This window comes from Shewanella sp. c952 (assembly GCF_019654975.1).
Taxonomy (GTDB): Bacteria; Pseudomonadota; Gammaproteobacteria; order Enterobacterales; family Shewanellaceae; genus Shewanella.
Genome location: NZ_BPEW01000001.1, coordinates 228,470 through 249,005, shown reverse-complemented (window position 1 = coordinate 249,005; position 20,536 = coordinate 228,470). Strand labels below are relative to the sequence as shown.

The window sequence follows — 20,536 nt, the reverse complement described above, 5'->3', positions numbered from 1 at the left end:
TTAGCTATTAGGTTTATCATCCTTTGGCTTGTCATCGTCATCAAGCGAGGTTTCGACTTGATGTGTTTCTGGGCGCTTATCACTGGGATCATCTTTGCGCTCAAAGTCACCGTCGAAGGTATTTCCATCATCAAAAGGTGAGCGTCCACCTTGTTGCCCAAAGGGGTTACCTTGTCCGCCCATACCAGGACCAAAGCCAGCTTGAAAACCACCATTGGTTTTAGCTTTCAATTGCATACGTTTATAAAAATAGCCTGCAACTGGAATACGGGTAAATGGGGTTAATAGAATGAGCCCCAAAAAGTCGGTCACAAAACCTGGGATCAGCAGCAGTAAACCTGCAACAGCTAACATCATCCCTTCTACAATTTCTTGTCCTGGTGCTTCGCCACGCGCCAACTTTTGCTGAACCTGCATCAAGGTACTAATGCCTTGGCTACGGACTAACGATACGCCGACCACCGCGGTAAAGATAACCAAAGCGACCGTTGTCCAGCTGCCTAATGCTTCGCCCACTCGGATCAACACAGATAGTTCCATCACAGGAACCAATACAAAAATTAATAACAGAATAAAAAACACGCTGACCTCACATTTTTTTATGGCGATGAAAACTAAATTGGGGTTAGTCGGTCTATTTTCAAGTCGCATAACCAAGAATTGGCTTATGTGCTAACAATAATCAACACAAGCAGCAGAATACATACGCATTTGTAATGCAAAAACTACTGGCATCACTATTTTAGCAATGCCTTAATGCAAGCATTCTGCAAAACACGTAAAGTAACAATAGTGACTATCGTGATAATCAGCTTAACTTAATTGCCTTAACGCAGCTTTAATCTGCTTAATATAAATTGAACAAGCTATCAGCCGGACAAACACAGTTTAATGGAAAACGAATTTTTACTCTTAATGACCACTTGCCCAGATGAAGCTTGCGCTAAATCTTTAGCTCATGCGCTTGTCAAAGAGAAATTAGCGGCATGCGTGCAGATCTCATCAGCCATTACGTCCGTATATGAGTGGCAATCTGAGGTCTGTGAAGAGACAGAATTTTGTTTACACATTAAGTGCCTTGCCCTGCATTACCCTGCGATTGAGGCTGCAATTTTACAGTTGCACCCTTATGACGTTCCCGAGCTAATTGCACTGCCTGTGACTCAGGGATTGCCAGCCTATTTTGATTGGATAAAAGAAACCACACAGCCATGAAAAAAATCATTACTCTGTTTTTAGCATCGCTACTAATGCTTAGTCCATTAGTACAAGCTGAAAACATTTTCAATAGCAGTAAATTCTCCTTTTTAAAGGGTGAACCAGAGTTGATGCCTGTCGATGAAGCATTTGTTTTCGACTTCAAGCAGGAGGGCAACAAGGTAAAAATTAGCTGGGTTATTGCCGATGGCTACTACATGTATCGCGATAAGCTCAAATTTGAAGCCAACGGGGCAGTACTGGGTGAAATAGCTTTACCCCAAGGTAAACCTCATACCGATGAATACTTTGGTGAACAAGAAGTTTATTACTCATTTGTTGAAATGCCGGTCGCAATTAAACAAGCGGCAGCAGGCGATACTCTCAACGTCACATTTATGGGTTGTGCTGAGGGAAAACTGTGCTTCCCCCCAACCAAAAAAGTGGCTGAGTTAACCGAGGTTAGCGCCAATGACGGCATACTCGACGTAAAAGACAGTAATAACATAACCGCTGTTGCAGACAAGCCAAACGCACCAATCACTCAGCAAGATAACCTGACTCAAATGCTTGCTAGCGATAGCTTAATTTGGACCTTGGTTATCTTCTTTGGCTTAGGGATCGGCTTAGCATTGACGCCTTGCGTATTCCCTATGTATCCGATTCTATCAGGCATTATTGTTGGCCAAGGCAAGAAACTCTCTACCGCCAAAGCCTTTAGCTTGTCGATGGTTTATGTGCAAGGTATGGCTATCACCTACTCACTGGTAGGCTTGGTAGTCGCATCAGCAGGGATGAAATATCAGGCCTACCTGCAGCACCCCGCAGTATTGATTACTCTGGCCATTATGTTCTTCGTATTGAGCTTGTCGATGTTTGGCTTATACGACTTGAAACTGCCATCTAAATGGCAAGAGAAGATGAACTCGGTATCGAACAACCAAAAAGGCGGTAACGTCATTGGTGTGTTTTTGATGGGTGTTATCTCTGGTCTTGTAGCCTCGCCTTGTACAACCGCACCACTGTCTGGGGCACTGATTTACGTCGCCCAAACAGGCGACTTACTGCAAGGCTTCTTAGCGCTTTACGTGTTGAGTATGGGGATGGGACTACCGCTGCTAATTATCGGCACCTCAGGTGGTAAGATCTTACCAAGAGCAGGCAGCTGGATGGATATCATCAAAACCATCTTCGGTTTCCTACTCATTGCTGTTTCTATCGTGATGTTAGGTCGAATTTGGCCAGGACTCATCTCAGATATACTCTGGTCTATTTGGGGGATCAGCATCGTCGGTTACCTAATGCACCAGAACAAACTTACTGAGTTCAACTGGAAGCAAACAACCCGCTCGGTATTGCTTCTGTTAGCACTTTTAGGCAGCTTTTCTTACGGCTTACAAGCGGTAATGTCGCACTTTGGCTTTGCCTCAAACAGCAGTGCAACGCTCGCTTCTGGTGAGCAAAATCACAGCTTCAAGCGTGTTAAATCACTTGAAGACCTCAACAGTGAAATAGCAGCAGCATCTGCGCAGGGCAAAACAGTAATGTTAGATCTGTATGCCGACTGGTGCGTCGCCTGTAAAGAATTTGAAGCGATTACCTTTAAGGATGCTGCAGTCCTTGAGCGGATGAACAAGATGGTATTGCTGCAAGCTGATGTCACCAAAAATGATGCGGTCGATATTGAATTGCTAGAACATTACGATGTGCTTGGTTTGCCGACACTACTGATGTTTGACGAAAATGGGGCAGTAAGAGATGACTTAAGAGTCACCGGCTTTATGCGTCCTAAAGCGTTCGCAGAACATCTGGACCATTTAGTAAAATAATACCAATTGCACTAAAAGTTTGACCATTCAGCGGGAATTCAAAATGCTGTAGGCAAGCAGTGAGATTTGAGCTAATAGTTATTCTATATCCAAATCCCAAAGCGAAGCATGCAGCGTTTTGCCAATTTTTTTAACCTCAGCCGCACTACGTGAGCCCCTCAGGCTTTCCACTTCTGCTTTGCATTGGCTTAAAAGGGAATAACCATTTCTTTACCAATGCGCTTTGAATTGAAAAGTCTGAGGGACTCTGAACTGGTCAAATACTTAACACAATTGGTATAACTCAGAAGTATCCAGTAAAAAGCCCCGTTAGCGTTTATCTGCTATTGGGGCTTTTTTGATTTTGATAGAAACTGACAAAGTAAGGCTGCAGCGCCATCTCACCCTCTATCAGATAACAATTACCACCACGATTACCGCTATCACAACCTGTAAATAAATCCGTAAACTTCAGTTCAAATTCACAAACTTCTTGTACAATGCTCACTAATAATATCTTTTGCAAGGAGCACCATGGAACCCGCGATACTCATTATAACCTTAGCCTGCGGCATGCTAGTTAGCCGTGTGGGACTGCCCCCATTGATCGGCTATCTTGTTGCGGGATTTGTACTGTTTCTTTTCGGAATTGAAGAATCTAGCCTGCCAATGTTAGAGCAATTAGCTAACTTAGGTGTGACCTTATTACTGTTTGCCATAGGTCTTAAGCTGGATATTCGCAGCTTGTTTAAAGCAGAGGTTTTAGCTGGTTCCAGCTTGCACTTGCTTGGTTCTATGTTGTTTTTTATACCGCTGTTAAAATTGTTAGGTCTGCTTGGTTTAGAGCAACTAACAGGTCTTGAACTCAATCAACTTGGCCTACTCGCATTTGCATTAAGTTTTTCTAGTACTATTTTTGCGGTAAAGATATTAGAAGACAAAGGTGACATGCAGTCTCTTTATGGCCGCGTTGCCATTGGTATCTTGATTATGCAGGATATCTTTGCCGTTGCTTTCTTAACGATATCAAAAGGTGATGTTCCCTCATATTGGGCGTTGTGCTTACTACTGCTTCCGCTAGCCAAACCGCTTATTTATAAGGCCTTTGATCGAGTCGGTCACGGTGAGTTACTGGTGCTATTCGGGTTAGTCATGGCGTTGGTGATGGGCGCATGGTTGTTTGAAATCGTCGGCCTAAAACCCGATCTTGGCGCGCTGATTATCGGCATATTACTGGCCGGACACCCTAAGTCTTCAGAGCTAGCAAAGTCACTCTTTTACTTTAAAGAGCTGTTCCTCGTTGCCTTCTTCTTAACTGTTGGCCTCAACGGTTTGCCAACATTCTCTGATATCGGTTTAGCGGCTATTTTGGTGTTAATCGTCCCGATTAAAATCGTGCTATTCCTCTATCTGTTGACTCACTTTAAATTGCGTTCACGTACTGCGTTATTGTCTTCATTTAGCCTAGGTAATTACAGTGAATTCGGTTTAATCGTTGCAGCTGTCGCGACCTCAAAAGGCTGGTTACCGCCGCAGTGGATGGTGATATTGGCTGTGGCATTGAGCTTCAGTTTTCTATTTTCAGCACCGCTCAATATTGCCTCAAACAGGCTATATCAAAAGTACCAAAGCCGGCTGCAAAGACTGGAGAAGCATCCGCTACACCCAGAAGATCGCCCCATTCATGTTGGCAATCCAAGGTTCTTAATCTTAGGTATGGGTCGTATTGGTTCTGGCGCATATGACGAGCTTAGAGTGCAATACGAAGGTGAAATACTGGGGGTGGAGCATAAACAAGATTTGGTCGATTACCATAATCAACAAGGTCGTAATGTGGTGCAGGGCGATGCTTCCGATACCGACTTTTGGGAGAAATTAGACAAAGCTCCTAATCTAGAGCTGGTATTACTGGCTATGCCGCATCACGTGGGTAATCTTTTTGCCGTTGAACAACTTAAACGTCTAGATTATCAAGGCAAGTTAAGCGCCATTGTGCAATACAAAGAGGATGCTGATTCATTGCAAGAATCAGGGGTGCACAGTGTATATAACCTCTATGAAGCGGCTGGTGCGGGTTTTGTCGATCATGTAGTGAAAGAGTTACTTAGCCCTAATGGCACAGCGCCAGATCATCCAGAAGCAGTGAATCATCCACGCAGCGAAAGTTAAGGTTTACAGCGTTTATAAAGTAAACAACCAGACTGATTGTATACTTTATTCTTACTATCGAGTATGTTATTTGGCAAATAAAAATAATACCAAATAACATACTATGCTAACCACACTTCGAACCCGACAGTTTCAGCCCTCACTAAAACAAGTGCGTCTCCAATATCATTTCGCCAAACTGATCAGTTTATTGGCTGTGAGCCTGATAAGCCCATTGTCCTTTGCACAAGCAGAGCGCTGGCAAGACCATCTAGTGTTTGAGCAAAATAAACAGCCACCCCACGCCAGCTTTTTTGGCTATTCTTCATTATCAAAAGCCATTGTCGATGATTATCAAGCCAGTAATAACTTTCTTAATCTCAATGGCCGCTGGCAATTTCATTACGCTAAAAACCCCTTTGTGACTCCCAAAGATTTTGCTCAGCAACAGGCTAAGCTAGATGACTGGCAAAGCATACAAGTACCGGGTAACTGGGAGACCCAAGGTTTTGGTCATGCTATCTATTTAGATGAACGCTACCCTTTCACTACCACATGGCCCAATGCCCCAGAAGATCACAACCCGACAGGTAGCTATCGTCGTCAGTTTGAATTACCCAAAGAGTGGCAAAATAAACAAGTATTCCTGCATATTGGTGCTGCGCGTTCCGCGTTAAGCGTACATATAAACGGTGTAGAGGTCGGATATAGCCAAGGGGCCAAAACACCGGCTGAGTTTGATATTACTCCCCATCTTAACCGAGATGAAAACTTGCTGGCGCTGCAGATAATACGTTGGAGTGATGCCAGCTATCTCGAGAGCCAAGATATGCTGCGAGTCAGTGGTATTGAACGTGATGTATATCTTTACGCTACAGAAAAGCAACGTATCGCTGATATCGACGCGACTTATACGCTCAATGCCAATCTCACCAAAGCCAATATGGCGATTAAAATTAAGCTGAACAATCATGCCAAAACCGCCATTAAAACTGAGGAGCTCAACTTAGAGTACCAGCTGCTTTCTCCTCAAGGGACTAGCACTAAATTGGGCCAACAAGCTGTCGTGGAGTTTAATCAAAGCCTTGAGCAAACCCTTACTTTAACTGTCGATAATCCCGCCCTTTGGAGCGCGGAAACCCCATCTTTATACCAGCTGCTAGTCAGTCTAAAAACCGCGAATGGCACACTGCTGCAGGCCAGTAGCCAGAAGATAGGCTTTCGCCGAGTAGAGATAAAGCAAGGTCAGCTACTGGTCAATAACAAGGCTATTACTATACGCGGTGTCGATAGGCATGAAACCGACCCTGATACCGGCCATGTGGTGAGTCGGGTCAGCATGGAAACCGACATCCGTTTAATGAAGCAGAACAACATCAATGCCGTGCGCTCAAGTCACTATCCTAATGACCCTTACTGGCTAAGCTTAACCGACAAATATGGCCTGTATGTTATCGATGAAGCCAATATCGAATCACACCCATTAGCAATTGATGAAAAGACTCAACTCGGTAACGAGATGAGCTGGTTACCAGCGCACCAGGCGCGTGTTGAGCGCATGATAGAACGTGATAAAAACCATCCCTCTATCATTATCTGGTCGCTAGGTAATGAGGCTGGAGAAGGTCGTTTATTTGAAGCTTTATATGATTGGGTTAAACAACGCGATCCGAGTCGCCCAGTGCAATATGAACCTGCAGGTCAACACGCCTATACCGATATCGTAGCTCCTATGTACCCGTCAATCGAGCGGATTGAGAAATATGCTAAAACCCATAACGACCGCCCATTGATTATGATTGAATACGCCCACGCGATGGGCAACTCGGTGGGTAATCTACAGGACTATTGGGACGTCATAGAACGCTACCCGCAACTACAAGGCGGCTTTATCTGGGACTGGGTGGATCAATCCTTAGCCTTTACCAACCAAAACGGTCAACGCTATTGGGCTTATGGCAAAGATTACCACCCTGATATGCCAACTGACGGTAACTTTCTTAATAATGGTCTGGTCGATCCTGACCGTAATCCACACCCGCATTTAAGTGAAGTGAAGAAAGTCTACCAACCGCTACGTTTTAATAATTTCGTGGCAACCACTGATGCAGTGAGTTTTGAACTTGAAAACCGCTATGACTTTATCGATAGCCAAAATCTACAGCTGAAATGGACCATCCAGCAAGATGGTCGCCCATTTAGCACTGGCACCATTGAGATGCCGCGGGTAAAAGCTGGCTTATCTAAGCAGATAGATTTGCCACTAGACCAAAGTCAGTTCGCTGACCATTTTGAATATCAGTTGTTGCTCGAGGTGTTAGTCGACAAGCCTCAACCTATGCTACCTAGCGATCACCGCATCGCATTTGAGCAGTTCTCATTGCAAGCCGCCAGCAATAAGCCACACACCTTAGCGGTAGCAATAACGCAGCAAGATAGTTTCTGGCAGTTAGGAGATGAGCAGATCCAATACCTTATCTCCAAAAAAAGTGGTTGGCTCACCGATATCAAGCAAGCTGGCCAATCACAGCTTGCCGCACCATTGATGGTTAACTTCTGGCGTGCACCAACCGACAATGATTTAGGTAATCAGATGCCCGAATGGGCAGGCATGTGGCAAGATGCAGCAAAGGAGCTAAGGCTCCTATCGATTAAGCGTATTAACCCCTACTGTATTGAGGTTCAGCAGCAGCACCCGACCTTAGGTTTTGTCCTTAGCACTCGCTACCAAATCAGTACCGCAGGTCAATTGCTGGTGCAGAGCCAATTTAAACCAGGGACGATAGAACTTGCCGACCTTCCCCGCTTTGGTTTTCAAACACAGTTGCCTGTTAGCCAACGCTTTATGCATTACTTTGGCCGTGGGCCAGAAGAAACCTACGCTGATAGAAAGTCAGGTAATCCCCTAGGTTGGTTTGCACAGCCAATCGAGCAAACCTTTCACCGTTACTCTCGCCCACAAGAAACAGGTCAACGTACTGATGTGCGGTATGTGGCAATCACCGATAGCAAGGGAAAAGGATTATTAGCCAAAGCCAATGCAGGCGATACCGCTTTGCAAACCAGCCTTTGGCCCTTTGCACAAGCCGATATCGACTTCAGACAAGGTGACGCGTCAGGCTCTGCTTCGGGACTCGTGCCCGTTACCGCCAATCACGGCGCAGAAATACCGACTCAAAAGGTTGTCACTTGGAATATTGACCATAAACAAATGGGAGTAGGCGGCGATACATCTTGGGGCAGGCAGGTCCACCAGCCCTACCGCATCAAAGCTAAGCCGATGGAGTTCAATTTTACCATTGAAGCACTAGCGGCAGCTGCTGACATTCAACAACAAGCAAGAACTAAACCTTAATAACTGGGAAGTAACCACGCCTAAAATTAGCTATTAATACGGCATTAGAAAAATAATAAAGGATAAACATGGAACAAGTTATTCAGCTGGTCATATTTTTTGGCTTAACAGCACTCGTCGGTCTGATCACCTATCTAAAGTGCCGAAAAATAGTCAGAGATAGCAGTGACAGTAAAGATTATTTTCTTGCTGGAGGCGGTTTAAGCTGGATCGTGGTTGCCGGCTCATTGATGATGACCAATATCAGCGCCGAACAGATTGTTGGCATGAATGGTGCGCAAACTCTGCTGGTTGCTTGGTGGGAAATAGCTGCAGCTATTGGTTTGATTATTCTCGCAAAATGGTTAATCCCTATCTACTACAAATATAACTGTACCACGACCACTGAACTGCTTGAGCGCAAATATAATGACAAAGGGATCCGCGCCATGGTCTCGGTACTGTTTATGCTCGGTTATGCATTCATCCTGTTGCCTGTGGTGCTGTACACTGGTTCGCTGTTTATGAAATCTATGTTTGGTCTGTCTATTTCTGTCACCGCATTGGCGATTATCTTTGCCATTGTTGGTGCCATATACGCTATTTTCGGCGGATTGAGAGCCATCGCAATATCGGATAGTTTAAATGGTATCGGCTTGTTGTTGATGGGTGTGGTGGTGTCTTATCTTGCACTTAACGCCGTCAACTGGGATCTATCTGGCGTACCGATTGAAAGACTAACCTTAGTGGGTAACGACCAATCAGATATCCCTTGGCATACCCTGCTTACCGGGATGGTCTTCATTCAAGTTTTTTACTGGGGCACCAACATGGTGATCACCCAACGCGCCCTTGCTGCTAAGTCAGTTAAAGAAGCCCAAAAAGGCTTGTATGCTGCGGTAGTGATGAAGCTTATTATCCCGATTATTGTGGTACTGCCAGGACTGGTCGCTTACAAGCTGTATGGTGATGTCGGTGACGTAGCCTATGGCAGACTGGTCGGCGATATATTACCAACATGGATGTCTGGCGCATTTGCGGCAGTAATGGCTGGCGCAGTATTGAGCTCATTTAACTCATGCCTGAACTCTGCCGCAGCGCTATATACCTGTGACATCCACCAAAACTATATCAACCCAAATACCAATGTGAAAAAAATAGGCACTCGGGTTGCGCTGGTATTTACTCTAATTTCAGTTGCATTAGTACCAGTATTCGCGGAATCAAAAAGTATCATCTCGTTACTACAACAGCTAAATGGCCTTTACTCGATGCCCGTATTAGCAGCCTTTATCTGTGCTCTGGCATTTAAAAATGTCAGCGCTAAAGCGATTAAGGTTGGCCTAGTATTTGGAGTATTAGTTTACGCCGTATTTACCTTCGTCTGGAGTCCGTTCCACTTCATTCACATGATGGCTATTACCCTAGCGGCAACCATCTTAGTTACCTTGTTTCTCAGTCGATTTGTATTCGCAGCGCAGCAAGATATCACGCCGCTTACCGCTAATACTTAAACGCAAAGGGGTTGCTTAAAGTAGCCCCTTTTACTGCTCATCATAAAGGATTATTCATAGATGTTTGATCGTGACGACCACCCTCACCGACGTTTTAACCCGCTAACCGAACAATGGTTGTTGGTCTCGCCCCATCGAGCAAAACGTCCTTGGCAAGGGCAACGCGAAGCAACGACTGAAGTAACAAGTCTTGATTACGATCCTGAGTGTTATCTGTGTCCAGGCAATAGTCGAATTAGTGGCGAAAAAAACCCAAGCTACACAGAGCCCTTTGTGTTCACCAATGACTTTGCAGCGCTAACCGCAGATACGCCAGCAGCTCAGCAAAACGATCCTCTCTTTGCGCTGCAATCCGTAACGGGTACCAGTCGGGTTATCTGCTTTTCTGCCGATCATAGCCAAACCCTGCCTAAGCTTTCTATTGCACAGCTCACTGCCGTGTTCGCCAGACTTGGCAAAGAGGTTGCTGAACTTGGAGAGCAATACCCTTGGGTACAGGTGTTTGAGAACAAGGGCGCCGCTATGGGTTGCTCAAATCCGCATCCTCATGGGCAAATATGGGCTGTGAGTGAACTACCTAACGAGGCGGTTACAGAGTCTCGCACCCAGCTTAATTACTTTAAAAATCATCAAGCAAACATGCTACTTGATTATACAAACAAAGAACTCATCAATGCGGAGCGAGTTGTCGTCAGTAATGATGATTGGCTTGTTGTGGTGCCATGGTGGGCAGCTTGGCCATTTGAAACGCTGATTTTACCACGCTTTGCGGTAGCACATCTGGACAAGCTCACAGCAGACCAGCAAGGTTCTTTAGCCTGCATAATGAAATCACTCATGACCAGATACGACAATCTATTTAATACTAGCTTCCCCTACTCTATGGGATGGCATGGCGCACCATTTGACGGCAGCGAACACCCAGAGTGGCAACTGCATGGACACGTCTATCCGCCATTACTTCGCAGCGCTGACGTAAAAAAGTTTATGGTCGGTTACGAGATGTTGGCAGAAAGTCAGCGAGACCTCACGCCAGAACAGGCTGCAAACCTGCTGCGAGCCCAGTCTGAAGTGCATTATCAAAATCAATAGAAAAACTCAGTTACACATGATGTAAAGTCGTGATATAAAGCTAATGAAATGTAAGTAAATATTTTGACTCAGGGACAGAGTATCAAGCTAAATAGCTTACTTACTTTCATTGATAAGTAACTTAACGCTTAACCAAAGTCGTAAGTTCAAGACCGCAAAATATCATCGGTGGCAATCAATTTTGCCACGCTCTAGTGTAAACGGTTGCAAAAAAATAGGCAGACTTCGCCTTAATTACAACGGCTAACTTTCGGAATACAGCAAACCATGTCCAATCCAGTTCAACGCGCCAATAAACTCTTTGTCCAAACCTTCGGCACCCAAGCTGATGCGCTCTATTTTGCACCTGGAAGAGTCAATTTAATTGGCGAACATACTGATTATAACGATGGTTTTGTGCTGCCTGCTGCGATAAATTTTAATACTATTATTGCCATTAAACGTCGTGATGATACCCAATTTCGTGCTGTATCAGACGCCTTTCCCGGTGAAATGAAAGAGTGGACCTTTGGCCAAGAAGGTCAAACTCCGCAAACTCCGGAATGGGCCGACTACCTAAAAGGCTTTAGCTCAGCCATGGCTACCGCAGGTCTATCACCCAAAGGAATTGATTTAGCTATCGTCAGTAATGTGCCACTAGGCGCAGGCCTCTCCTCTTCGGCGGCACTTGAGATAGCTTTTGGTACTGCGGTTAATGATGCCAGCCAAATTAAATTATCACCGTTAGCCATTGCTCAACTGGCACAGCGCGGCGAAAATCAATACGTTGGCTGCGCCTGTGGCATTATGGATCAGATGATCAGTGCCCTTGGGCAGCAAGACCATGCACTACTAATTGACTGTCTGGATCTCGATAGTGAAGCGGTCAGTATTCCTGACAATTTGAGCCTGATTATTATCAACTCAAATGTTAAGCGTGGTTTGGTCGAGTCTGAATACAACTTAAGACGCGAGCAATGTGAACAAGTGGCGGAGCATTTTCAGTTAGACTCTCTGCGCCATCTTGAGCTTAATGCTCTAGAAGCTGCAAAAGATGAGTTGAGTGAGGTTTGCTATCGACGCGCAAAACATGTCATTACTGAAAACCGCCGCACTCAAAATGCAGCCTGGGCACTAGAATCAGGCAATATCACTCAGTTAAGCAGCTTAATGGCAGAGTCTCATCTATCAATGCGTGATGATTTTGAAATTACCGTTCCTGAAATTGATTATCTGGTCGAGACTATCGCTGATGTTATCGGCGATAAAGGCGGCGTAAGAATGACGGGGGGCGGGTTTGGCGGCTGTGTGGTCGCATTGGTTGATCATGAGCTGACAGATGCAGTGGTAGAAGCCGTAGAACAACAGTATCAGCAAAAAACTGGCATAGAAGCTTCAATTTATTTATGCTCTGCCTCTGACGGAGCTAAAAGAATAGATAGCTAATATAAACATTGGAATACGTATTCATCTAGCTAAATCAAAATGTTAACGCCAGAATAGTACATTGTAATGTTTAGCTAATAACAAGGACAAGCCATGGTACGTTTTCGCCCACTAGACCCTTGGAATGATCCCCGTGGTGGCCAGATTGAACGAGTGAGAATAGATAATGGCACCATTGCATTAGAAGTTCTCAGCTTAGGCGGTATTATTCGCTCGCTTTGGACACCTGACAAAGAGGGAGAACGGGCTAGTATCGTATTAGGTTGCGACAGTGCCAGCGACTATTTAGCGCAAGATGCCCACTTAGGTGCCATCGCAGGCCGTTTTGCTAACCGAATAGCTCAGGGCAAATTCACCGCCGATGGAAAAAGCCATCAATTAAGCATCAACCAAGCGAGTAATTGTCTGCATGGCGGCAAAGACGGCTTTAACCGTCAGCGTTGGAACTTGGGGCAATTACCAGACGGTGTCCGTTTAAGCTTAGTAAGTCCCGATGGTGACATGGGTTTTCCCGGGAAATGTACCGTGCAACTTGATTATCGTCTAGCGGGTAATAACCTCTATATTGAAATACTAGCAAGCACAGATAAAACCTGCCCCATCAGCCTGACCCAACATAGTTACTTCAATCTTGATGGCAGTGACTCAAGCTTACAACACGCCCTACAGGTTGACTCAACGCAGTATCTTTCGATGAATGATGTTGGCGTACCAACCGCAATAAGCTCAACCCAGAATAGTGCACTTGATATGCAGCAGCCAAAATTGATGCAGTCATTGATTGGTGCCGAAGAGTTCATTCCAACGTCAGGAATTGATCACTGTTATGTCATGCCGAAGAGCGATCAACAACTGCAGCGATTTGGCCGCTTAAGTTCGGCTAAAAGTGGTCGAGGAATGACGCTATACACCAACCAACCAAGCGTACAAGTATACGGTGCAAACCACTTACAAGGCACCATAGGTAAAGGTCAGCAATCATTATCTCAATACCAAGCCGTTTGCCTTGAGCCTCAACAGGTTCCTGATGCACCGAATCAGCCAACATTTGGCGGAGATGCATTAGTTAGACCTGGCGAACTATATCATCACATCAGTCGCTATCAATTTGATACTGAAGCATAAAAACAGCGCGGGTGCGCTGTTTTTTATGGGCGACGCTTTACTACTAATGCTAATCGTCTAAGTCATCACTTGACCAACCGCGGCTGAAGTCATCGTCGTTCGCTGATTCAACCTCTAGCTCAGAGTCTTCTTCAACTTCCATGATAGGCTCAGGTTCTGCTTTCGGCTTCTTAGCCAAACTTGCAGCTTTTGGGTTATTAGCTTCCACCCAGCCTGAGTGCTTCTCCATAAACGCTTCTCGCGCCAACTCCCATGCCGTACCATAATTGGCTTCTGCAACAGCTAACTCTGCTCTGCTAAGCTCATGCAAATGGGGTTTAACTATCTCTTCGGCATACTCAATAATAACGTCACGGCTAGTGTTATAAAAATAAACTCTACCCGCTGATGCTTCAGGAAACTGCTTATCGTAGATGATAACTGTATTACCACGTGAGCTTCTATGCTCACCGTACCAAACAGATTTTTTAGAGGTGTCATACATATATGCTAATGCCCTTAAAAATCAACACATACTAATCAATATGAAGTAAACCAAATGCTCATTTACTTCGGTTTCCCCAATGAATGTCGCTTGGGTTTCCAGCTATACTCTTGCCATTTTATGACAAATTCCAATAGCAGAGTTCATATGAGTTAAGCGAAAACAATTCAACTCTAATGCACTAATATCGAATTTAGTCCAAAGCGGTCGTTATTCAAGTTTTTATTAGACAATAAATTGTAACAACAGCAAATATCTGTAATAAATTAAAATTTATCAGAAACTTAGCACCATAAATAAATGTACATCTCCAGAGCTAAGCGTTGATGTATGGTGCTCGACTAACATGACGAAACGATGTCAGTGTAACGAATAGCTTTAGCAGACCGACATGCAACCTCAGTTAAGCAAGCGTTAGTCTGACGAAAATGCCCATATTGAAAGTTAATATTTGCTACACTGACAAACTAATCACTAACCAATAATGCTCGCCAAACAATTTTGAAACTTAAGTTACTCGCCCTTTTATGTTTGAGCTTCCAAGCTCAGTCTGAAACTGAACAGATAGTGATTGCATCTGATATTTGGTGCCCTTACGTCTGTGCAGATAATTCCGGCTACTTTGTAGAGCTAACTCAACAAGCATTTGCTTCAGTTGGTGTCAGTACTAAATTCGAAACTATACCATTTCAGAGAGCATTGAGATTAGCCCAAGCAGATAGAATTCATGCGGTATTGGCGGTTTCTCCTGAGCATATTGGTAAGGCCAATTTGCAAGATTCTGATTTAATTTTAGGCCAATATGCCAATGATTTTTTTGTTCAATCTACAAGTCGCTGGCAGTACTCATCACTGGTGGATCTAAATAATAAAGCTATCGCCAGCATTTTGGGCTACGACTACGGCGATAAACTTAACTCCTTGCTAGCTAAAAGCCCAACCAGTTTTCGCGCTTCAGGTGAGGCACCACTAAAAACAAACCTAAACCTGCTGCAAAAAGGCCGCGTAGACGTCCTAATTGGCAACCGTTATGTCATTGAATATACAGCGAAGAAATTTGATTATTACGACAATATAAAATTTGCTGGTAGTGAAGGGATTTCAACTCCACTCTTTGTCGGCTTTAGCCATAAAGATCTTCAGCAGAACTATGCGAGTAAATTTGCAGAAGGGATACAGAACATCAAAGAGTCCGGTCAATATCAAGCGATTTTGGATAGATACAATATTAAGCCTTGGTAATGCAGTATTAGCTACAACAGTATTCCTTATTGCCAAATAGTTCATGACCGGGACATATATTAGTAACACGACGTACAAGTCTTAGAATCATATATTGCTAACAGTTTTGTACCACTTTTCCAGCTAATTTTGCCCTATCCAAATATATCTAAGAGTTACTAAGTAATAAAAAAGCGGCCCAAAGGCCGCTAAAGACAAGTAAAATAATTATTGCTTAGAATGTTGCTACAATAGGATCTGAACACAAGCTACTGCTTACTTCACAGATTTTGTATTCAACCATTGCAGCTGCATTGCTGAAACGATCGCGATAACGACCATCATTTGACGTCGTGGCAATAGCATTACCATCACGATAGATCATTACATCATCACCTGATGCACCATCCCATTTTAGATCAACCAGCGCACTACCACGGCGAGATAACTTAGCTCTTGCCACCTCTGCAGTAATACTATGTTCAAATACTTCAACAAGCATTGTTTGAGTATCGCTATTACCTTCAGCATCGACAACGGTCATAGACACAGTGTAACTGCCAGCGGCATCATAACTATGAACAGGGCTCATATCTGTTGAGATATTACTATCACCAAAATCCCAGCTATAGCTGGCAATATCGTCATTCATATCTGAGCTTGTGTTTGTAAAGGTAACCTCCAGACCATCAGTAGCGTAACTAAACTCAGCTACAGGAGCTTGTGGAGCAGCCTCACCAACACCTGAAATAACTAATCCCCAACTATTGAGCGTACCAACATCAGAGCCTACATTATCACTCACTGCTAACGTCCATGTACCTGTAGCCATCTCTCCATTAAAGACACTAAGGTCCCAGCTCTTCACCACATCATCGGCACTGCCACCTTCACGATTATGCAGTACAGCTTCTGTTCCTGCAGGTGAAGTCAGAGTCACCAACAAGTCACCACTCCAAGTGTGAGAAATATCAACATCAGCATTAACACCAAATACTTGGACGTCATCAGCAACAACTATTGAGCTTACAATGCCTTCAGAATCATTATCTGGAATCGATACAGAGTCACTATTTGAGTAAGTAAAATCCTGAATGCCTTGCGGTAATACTGTTAGCGCAACAGTTTTACTCTTAACAATACTGCCATCATCACCAGATACAGTGATTGCATAGTCTCCCCACATTGCATCTGTAGCAGTCGCGACATCAAGGGTAAAGTCATCGCCGTTTTCAACACTATCACTTGATAATGAAACGCCGGTAAGAGTAGGATTAACCTCAACCGTTAATGCTACTGTGCCATCCCAACCAGCGACACTTCCAACACTAAAATTGAAACTTGTTGTGCTGCCCGCTTCAACAGTTTGTGCGCTAGGAGAAACACTAAAACGATAACTAGGATCTGGATCCGCAAGATCGAGAGCGTTGGCAACATTTAATCGTGTGCCCGCAACTGTCTTTCCAGTTAGAGCAGCATTCGCATCACCAGAATCCATTAACAACTGCTTCATTTCTAATGGAGTTAAATCGGGATTGATCGACCACACCAATGCAGCAGCACCCGTCATTTGAGGGGTAGCCATTGAAGTACCAGAGTAAGTAGAGTAAGTGTTACCTGGCGTCGTAGATAAAATAGCTGAGCCTGGTGCGCCCATATCAACGCTGGTTAATCCCCACTGTGAAAAGCTTGACATGTTGTCATTACGATCGGTACTGGCGATCGACATAACCACATCTGAATCGTAGTTTGAAGGATAGTGTGGATTAGCATCATTATCGACAGCATCATTACCTGCAGCGGCAAAGAATAAAATACCTTCGTTACCACCCGCTTCGATAGAGTCTTTCAATGCTTGGCTAAACCCACCGCCTCCCCATGAGTTGTTTGTCGCTTTGATATCAACACCATGGTTTACCTTTAAGTCAGTCATATAATCGATACAAGCAATTGCATTTGCAGTCGAGCCCGAACCACTAGCATCTAAAAATTGACAGCCTACGATGCTAACATCCCAGTTAACACCAACCACACCAACACCATTGTTGCCTTTGGCTCCAATAGTGCCAGCGACATGAGTACCGTGACCGTTACCATCCATTGGATCGCCGCTATTATTAACAGCGCTAAAACCGTGGATATCATCGATAACACCATTACCGTCATCATCAATACCGTTACCCGCTATCTCATTGGGGTTAACCCACATATTAGCTTGTAAATCTGGATGGTTATAATCAACACCGGTGTCGATAACACCAACGACAATATTTGCATCACCCGTAGTGATATCCCAAGCTTCTAACGCATCAATATCGGCATCTGAGGTTCCACCATCTTGTCCAGTATTGTTTAATGCCCATAACGAAACAAAATCTGGATCATCAGGTGTACCAATAGCTCTTATTACATAGTTTGGCTCTGCATATTTGACCGCCGGGTGACGGCTAATCATTTTTATAGCCTGAGCGACATCAGATCCTGAGCGTAGCGAAAGTCGAGCCAACTTGCCGTTGAGTAGGTTTGCAAAGCGATCATCAACACCGTCAGCATTCATATCTCGTACAGAGCCCCGTACTAAGCGCTGTGCAGAAGCACGTTCGCTAGCCGTAGCATTATCTTTATAAACAACGATAAGCGAGTCTTTCACTATTTCAGGGGTTGCAGGTGTTTTTGCATAAACTGGAGCCGACGATACGGCAACAATGCTAGCAATTGCAGCTGCTAGTGGTGTGAGCTTCTTAAACATAAATAGTTTTCCTATTAGTCCTTTAAAATGTATTCAAACCGGTACTTCGAATACTCTTGGTGCCATCCATAGCCACATCAGATACCGACTACTGCAACCACCTTATGCATCTCCGGAAGTTTTTAACCCAAGGATTGTTGTCATAGCCTTCATTTTTTTAAAAGAACCTAATTAGCATTTAACACTTAAGAGCTAATTACATTGGATTAGTAATTACTAGCACAAGATTCATTAGCTGAAATAAAAATCATATATATCAACAGCAAATACCTACCTAGAACCGAAAAGAATATTTTTTAATCGTGGTAAATAAATAGACTTTTATCTGATTGCAGCAATCTTTCACCGCTGTAACTTGAGGCACTTATCTGGTGAGAGCTACACAAAACAGTGCTTGCCAGCACGCGTAGAGTTGAGATGAATTAGGCAAATCAAAACTCTATTTATACCAATACAGAGGGGCGTTAAGTGTCAATTTTTAAAACAATTGGACTCACTATTGCGCTATTGATGAGCTCAACGTCGGCATTAGCCACTGAGCTCAACAACCAAAGTACTGAGCTACCAATAACACTCCAAACCATGCTTGAAAGCACAGGAAGGGAAAATATCATTAACCTAGTTCAATTAGGCGCGCTCAATAATACTAACTTGAGTCAATCAGGCGCTGGTAATACAGCGAGCTTAGTTCAAATAGGGAGCAGTAACCACGCTGAGATAACTCAGGTTGGTGAAGATAATGAAGTAGAACTACTTCAAGCTGGAACTGAAAATCACGCCAATATAACCCAAATAGGGAATGACAATTTGGTACAGATGAATCAGTTAGGAAGTGCCAGCTTTTCAATTGAACAGATTGCAGATGGTGCAGCAATCACGATAACTCAGTATTAATCAGGGAGAGCAAAATGAAAACACAGACAAAAAAATCAATGATAGCTTTAGCTATTGCAGCGGGACTTGGAATGTCACTATCTGCTCACGCAGACACAGATAATTCAATCACGGTGACACAAACTACAACTGTTACAGATGGCGCAAGTGTCATCGGGCAAGAGGCTTCAGTAACTCAAACAGGCGACCAACATACAACAGTCCTAACTCAAGACGGTGATGACCAGACAGCTTCAATAATGCAAGAAGGTTGGTGGGCTGAAGCATATGTAAATTCAAAAGGTCAAGGTAACAACGTTGAAGTTAACCAAGCTGATCTTTGGCATATCGCTGACGTCAAAATTGAAGGCGATGGCAATGAAGCTTTAGTTGAACAAAAAGACTTCTTCAATGAAACAAGTATTATCATTACAGGCACCGAGAACGGCGCTGATGTTTATCAAGATGGCGGACAGAATGAAGCCGCTGTTGAGCTTTTAGGTGATAACAACTCTGCCGCAATCACCCAAGAAGGCGACCAAAACTTTGGAGTGTTCCGTGTTGAAGGTAATGGTAATGACGGTGATATCACTCAATATGGTAACAATAACACCGCAGGTTTAGTGTCATTAGATATCACGCCTAATATTGGTAACAATAACGATGTTGAGGTCTACCAAGAAGGTGATAACAATCTCGGAGCAGTCAAAGGTGTACTTGGTGATAACAACAACTTTGTTGTTAACCAGGAAGGTAATTCAAACACAGGCTTTGTTTACTCACTAACAGGCTCTGATAATGAGATTGAAATCGGTCAAGAAGGCAATAACAATACTGCCTATCTTGCGTTGACTAACGGTGATGATAACGATGTTGAAATTACCCAAGACGGTAATTCAAATACTGTTGGCGATACATTGATTGCTGACATTCAAGGCAATGACAACAATATCGACCTTGAACAGGAAGGTAACAACAACAGTACTGAGTTCCAAGTATGGGGCAATGAAAACGATATCGACCTTGATCAGGAAGGTAACACCAACTTCGCAACGTTTGGTGCTTATGGTGATGATAACGATATCGACATGAGTTCTGATGGTAATGACAACCAAATCTTCGCCTTTGCTGACGGCGAAGATAATGACCTAGAAGTACATCAAGATGGCGATACTAACTACGGCTACGCTGGCGTTGAAGGCAGCGATAACGAAGTGGATATTGACCAAGATGGAGCTGAAAACGAAGCACTAGTCACTGTGGTAGGTTTTGACAATACCGATGTTGAAGCAACTCAAGAAGGTGACTTAAACCTTATCGACTTAATTATTACTGGTGACGAAAACAGCTCGATTATCACTCAAGTTGGTGACCGTAACTGGGTTGGTGGTGAAGACGAATCAGCATTTGCTGTTAACGGAACAGGTAACAGCCTGATGATTGCTCAAACCGGTAACGATAACTTAGTAACAGGTTCTCAAACTGGTACAGCTAACAGTATTACAGTCACTCAAACTGGCGAGTTCAATACAGCAACAGTAATGCAAAACTAAATGATTCATTTAG

The 20,536-nt window shown here is 43.9% G+C and carries 15 protein-coding genes; 11 read left to right on the top strand and 4 right to left on the bottom strand.

Going from position 1 to position 20,536, the window contains the following annotated elements; all coding sequences use genetic code 11:
* Entirely contained in the window at positions 1–582 is a 582-nt protein-coding gene (locus tag K5R16_RS01015; protein WP_220735683.1) for an FxsA family protein, read from the bottom strand.
* Positions 583–891: 309 nt separating this feature from the next.
* Between K5R16_RS01015 and cutA the strand changes: the two genes are divergently transcribed.
* Together cutA and K5R16_RS01005 are read left to right on the top strand one after the other, a co-directional pair.
* A complete protein-coding gene (cutA, locus tag K5R16_RS01010) occupies positions 892–1,215 on the top strand; it encodes a divalent-cation tolerance protein CutA (protein ID WP_220735682.1) in 324 nt (107 codons plus the stop codon).
* Entirely contained in the window at positions 1,212–3,026 is a 1,815-nt protein-coding gene (locus K5R16_RS01005) for a protein-disulfide reductase DsbD (protein WP_220735681.1), read from the top strand. Before cutA ends, K5R16_RS01005 begins: the two co-directional genes overlap by 4 nt.
* A gap of 316 nt (positions 3,027–3,342) precedes the next feature.
* On the opposite strand, the gene K5R16_RS01000 is transcribed toward K5R16_RS01005, so the two are convergent.
* Entirely contained in the window at positions 3,343–3,513 is a 171-nt protein-coding gene (locus K5R16_RS01000) for a hypothetical protein (protein ID WP_220735680.1), read from the bottom strand.
* Positions 3,514–3,539: 26 nt separating this feature from the next.
* Here K5R16_RS01000 and K5R16_RS00995 point away from each other — a divergent pair, with 26 nt between their 5' ends.
* The 6 genes from K5R16_RS00995 (at position 3,540) to K5R16_RS00970 (ending at position 13,643) form a co-directional block, all read left to right on the top strand.
* On the top strand, positions 3,540–5,174 hold the full coding sequence (locus K5R16_RS00995) for a cation:proton antiporter family protein (protein WP_220735679.1): 1,635 nt from the start codon (positions 3,540–3,542) through the stop codon (positions 5,172–5,174).
* A 103-nt stretch (positions 5,175–5,277) separates the two neighbouring features.
* Positions 5,278–8,508, top strand: coding sequence for a glycoside hydrolase family 2 TIM barrel-domain containing protein (locus K5R16_RS00990; RefSeq protein ID WP_220735678.1), 3,231 nt, complete (start codon positions 5,278–5,280; stop codon positions 8,506–8,508).
* 68 nt (positions 8,509–8,576) lie between these two features.
* Positions 8,577–10,001 (top strand): solute:sodium symporter family transporter, encoded by a 1,425-nt coding sequence (locus K5R16_RS00985; protein ID WP_220735677.1) that lies wholly within the window; start codon positions 8,577–8,579, stop codon positions 9,999–10,001.
* 60 nt (positions 10,002–10,061) lie between these two features.
* Entirely contained in the window at positions 10,062–11,093 is a 1,032-nt protein-coding gene (locus tag K5R16_RS00980; RefSeq protein ID WP_220735676.1) for a UDP-glucose--hexose-1-phosphate uridylyltransferase, read from the top strand.
* 267 nt (positions 11,094–11,360) lie between these two features.
* Positions 11,361–12,518 (top strand): galactokinase, encoded by a 1,158-nt coding sequence (gene galK, locus K5R16_RS00975; RefSeq protein WP_220735675.1) that lies wholly within the window; start codon positions 11,361–11,363, stop codon positions 12,516–12,518.
* A gap of 93 nt (positions 12,519–12,611) precedes the next feature.
* A complete protein-coding gene (locus tag K5R16_RS00970) occupies positions 12,612–13,643 on the top strand; it encodes an aldose epimerase family protein (RefSeq protein ID WP_220735674.1) in 1,032 nt (343 codons plus the stop codon).
* A 49-nt stretch (positions 13,644–13,692) separates the two neighbouring features.
* Here K5R16_RS00970 and K5R16_RS00965 read toward each other — a convergent pair whose 3' ends face one another.
* A complete protein-coding gene (locus K5R16_RS00965; protein ID WP_220735673.1) occupies positions 13,693–14,127 on the bottom strand; it encodes a hypothetical protein in 435 nt (144 codons plus the stop codon).
* 501 nt (positions 14,128–14,628) lie between these two features.
* Here K5R16_RS00965 and K5R16_RS00960 point away from each other — a divergent pair.
* Positions 14,629–15,369: an ABC transporter substrate-binding protein gene (locus K5R16_RS00960; protein ID WP_220735672.1), complete on the top strand. Its 741-nt coding sequence runs from the start codon at positions 14,629–14,631 to the stop codon at positions 15,367–15,369.
* A gap of 214 nt (positions 15,370–15,583) precedes the next feature.
* On the opposite strand, the gene K5R16_RS00955 is transcribed toward K5R16_RS00960, so the two are convergent.
* On the bottom strand, positions 15,584–18,097 hold the full coding sequence (locus K5R16_RS00955; protein WP_220735671.1) for a S8 family serine peptidase: 2,514 nt from the start codon (positions 18,095–18,097) through the stop codon (positions 15,584–15,586).
* Positions 18,098–18,607: 510 nt separating this feature from the next.
* On the opposite strand from K5R16_RS00955, the gene K5R16_RS00950 reads away from it, so the two are divergent.
* Both K5R16_RS00950 and K5R16_RS00945 read left to right on the top strand, forming a co-directional pair.
* Complete coding sequence (locus K5R16_RS00950) at positions 18,608–18,991, top strand: curlin (RefSeq protein ID WP_220735848.1); 384 nt, start codon at positions 18,608–18,610, stop codon at positions 18,989–18,991.
* A 14-nt stretch (positions 18,992–19,005) separates the two neighbouring features.
* Positions 19,006–20,523, top strand: coding sequence for a curlin (locus K5R16_RS00945; protein ID WP_220735670.1), 1,518 nt, complete (start codon positions 19,006–19,008; stop codon positions 20,521–20,523).
* Positions 20,524–20,536: the final 13 nt, after the last annotated feature.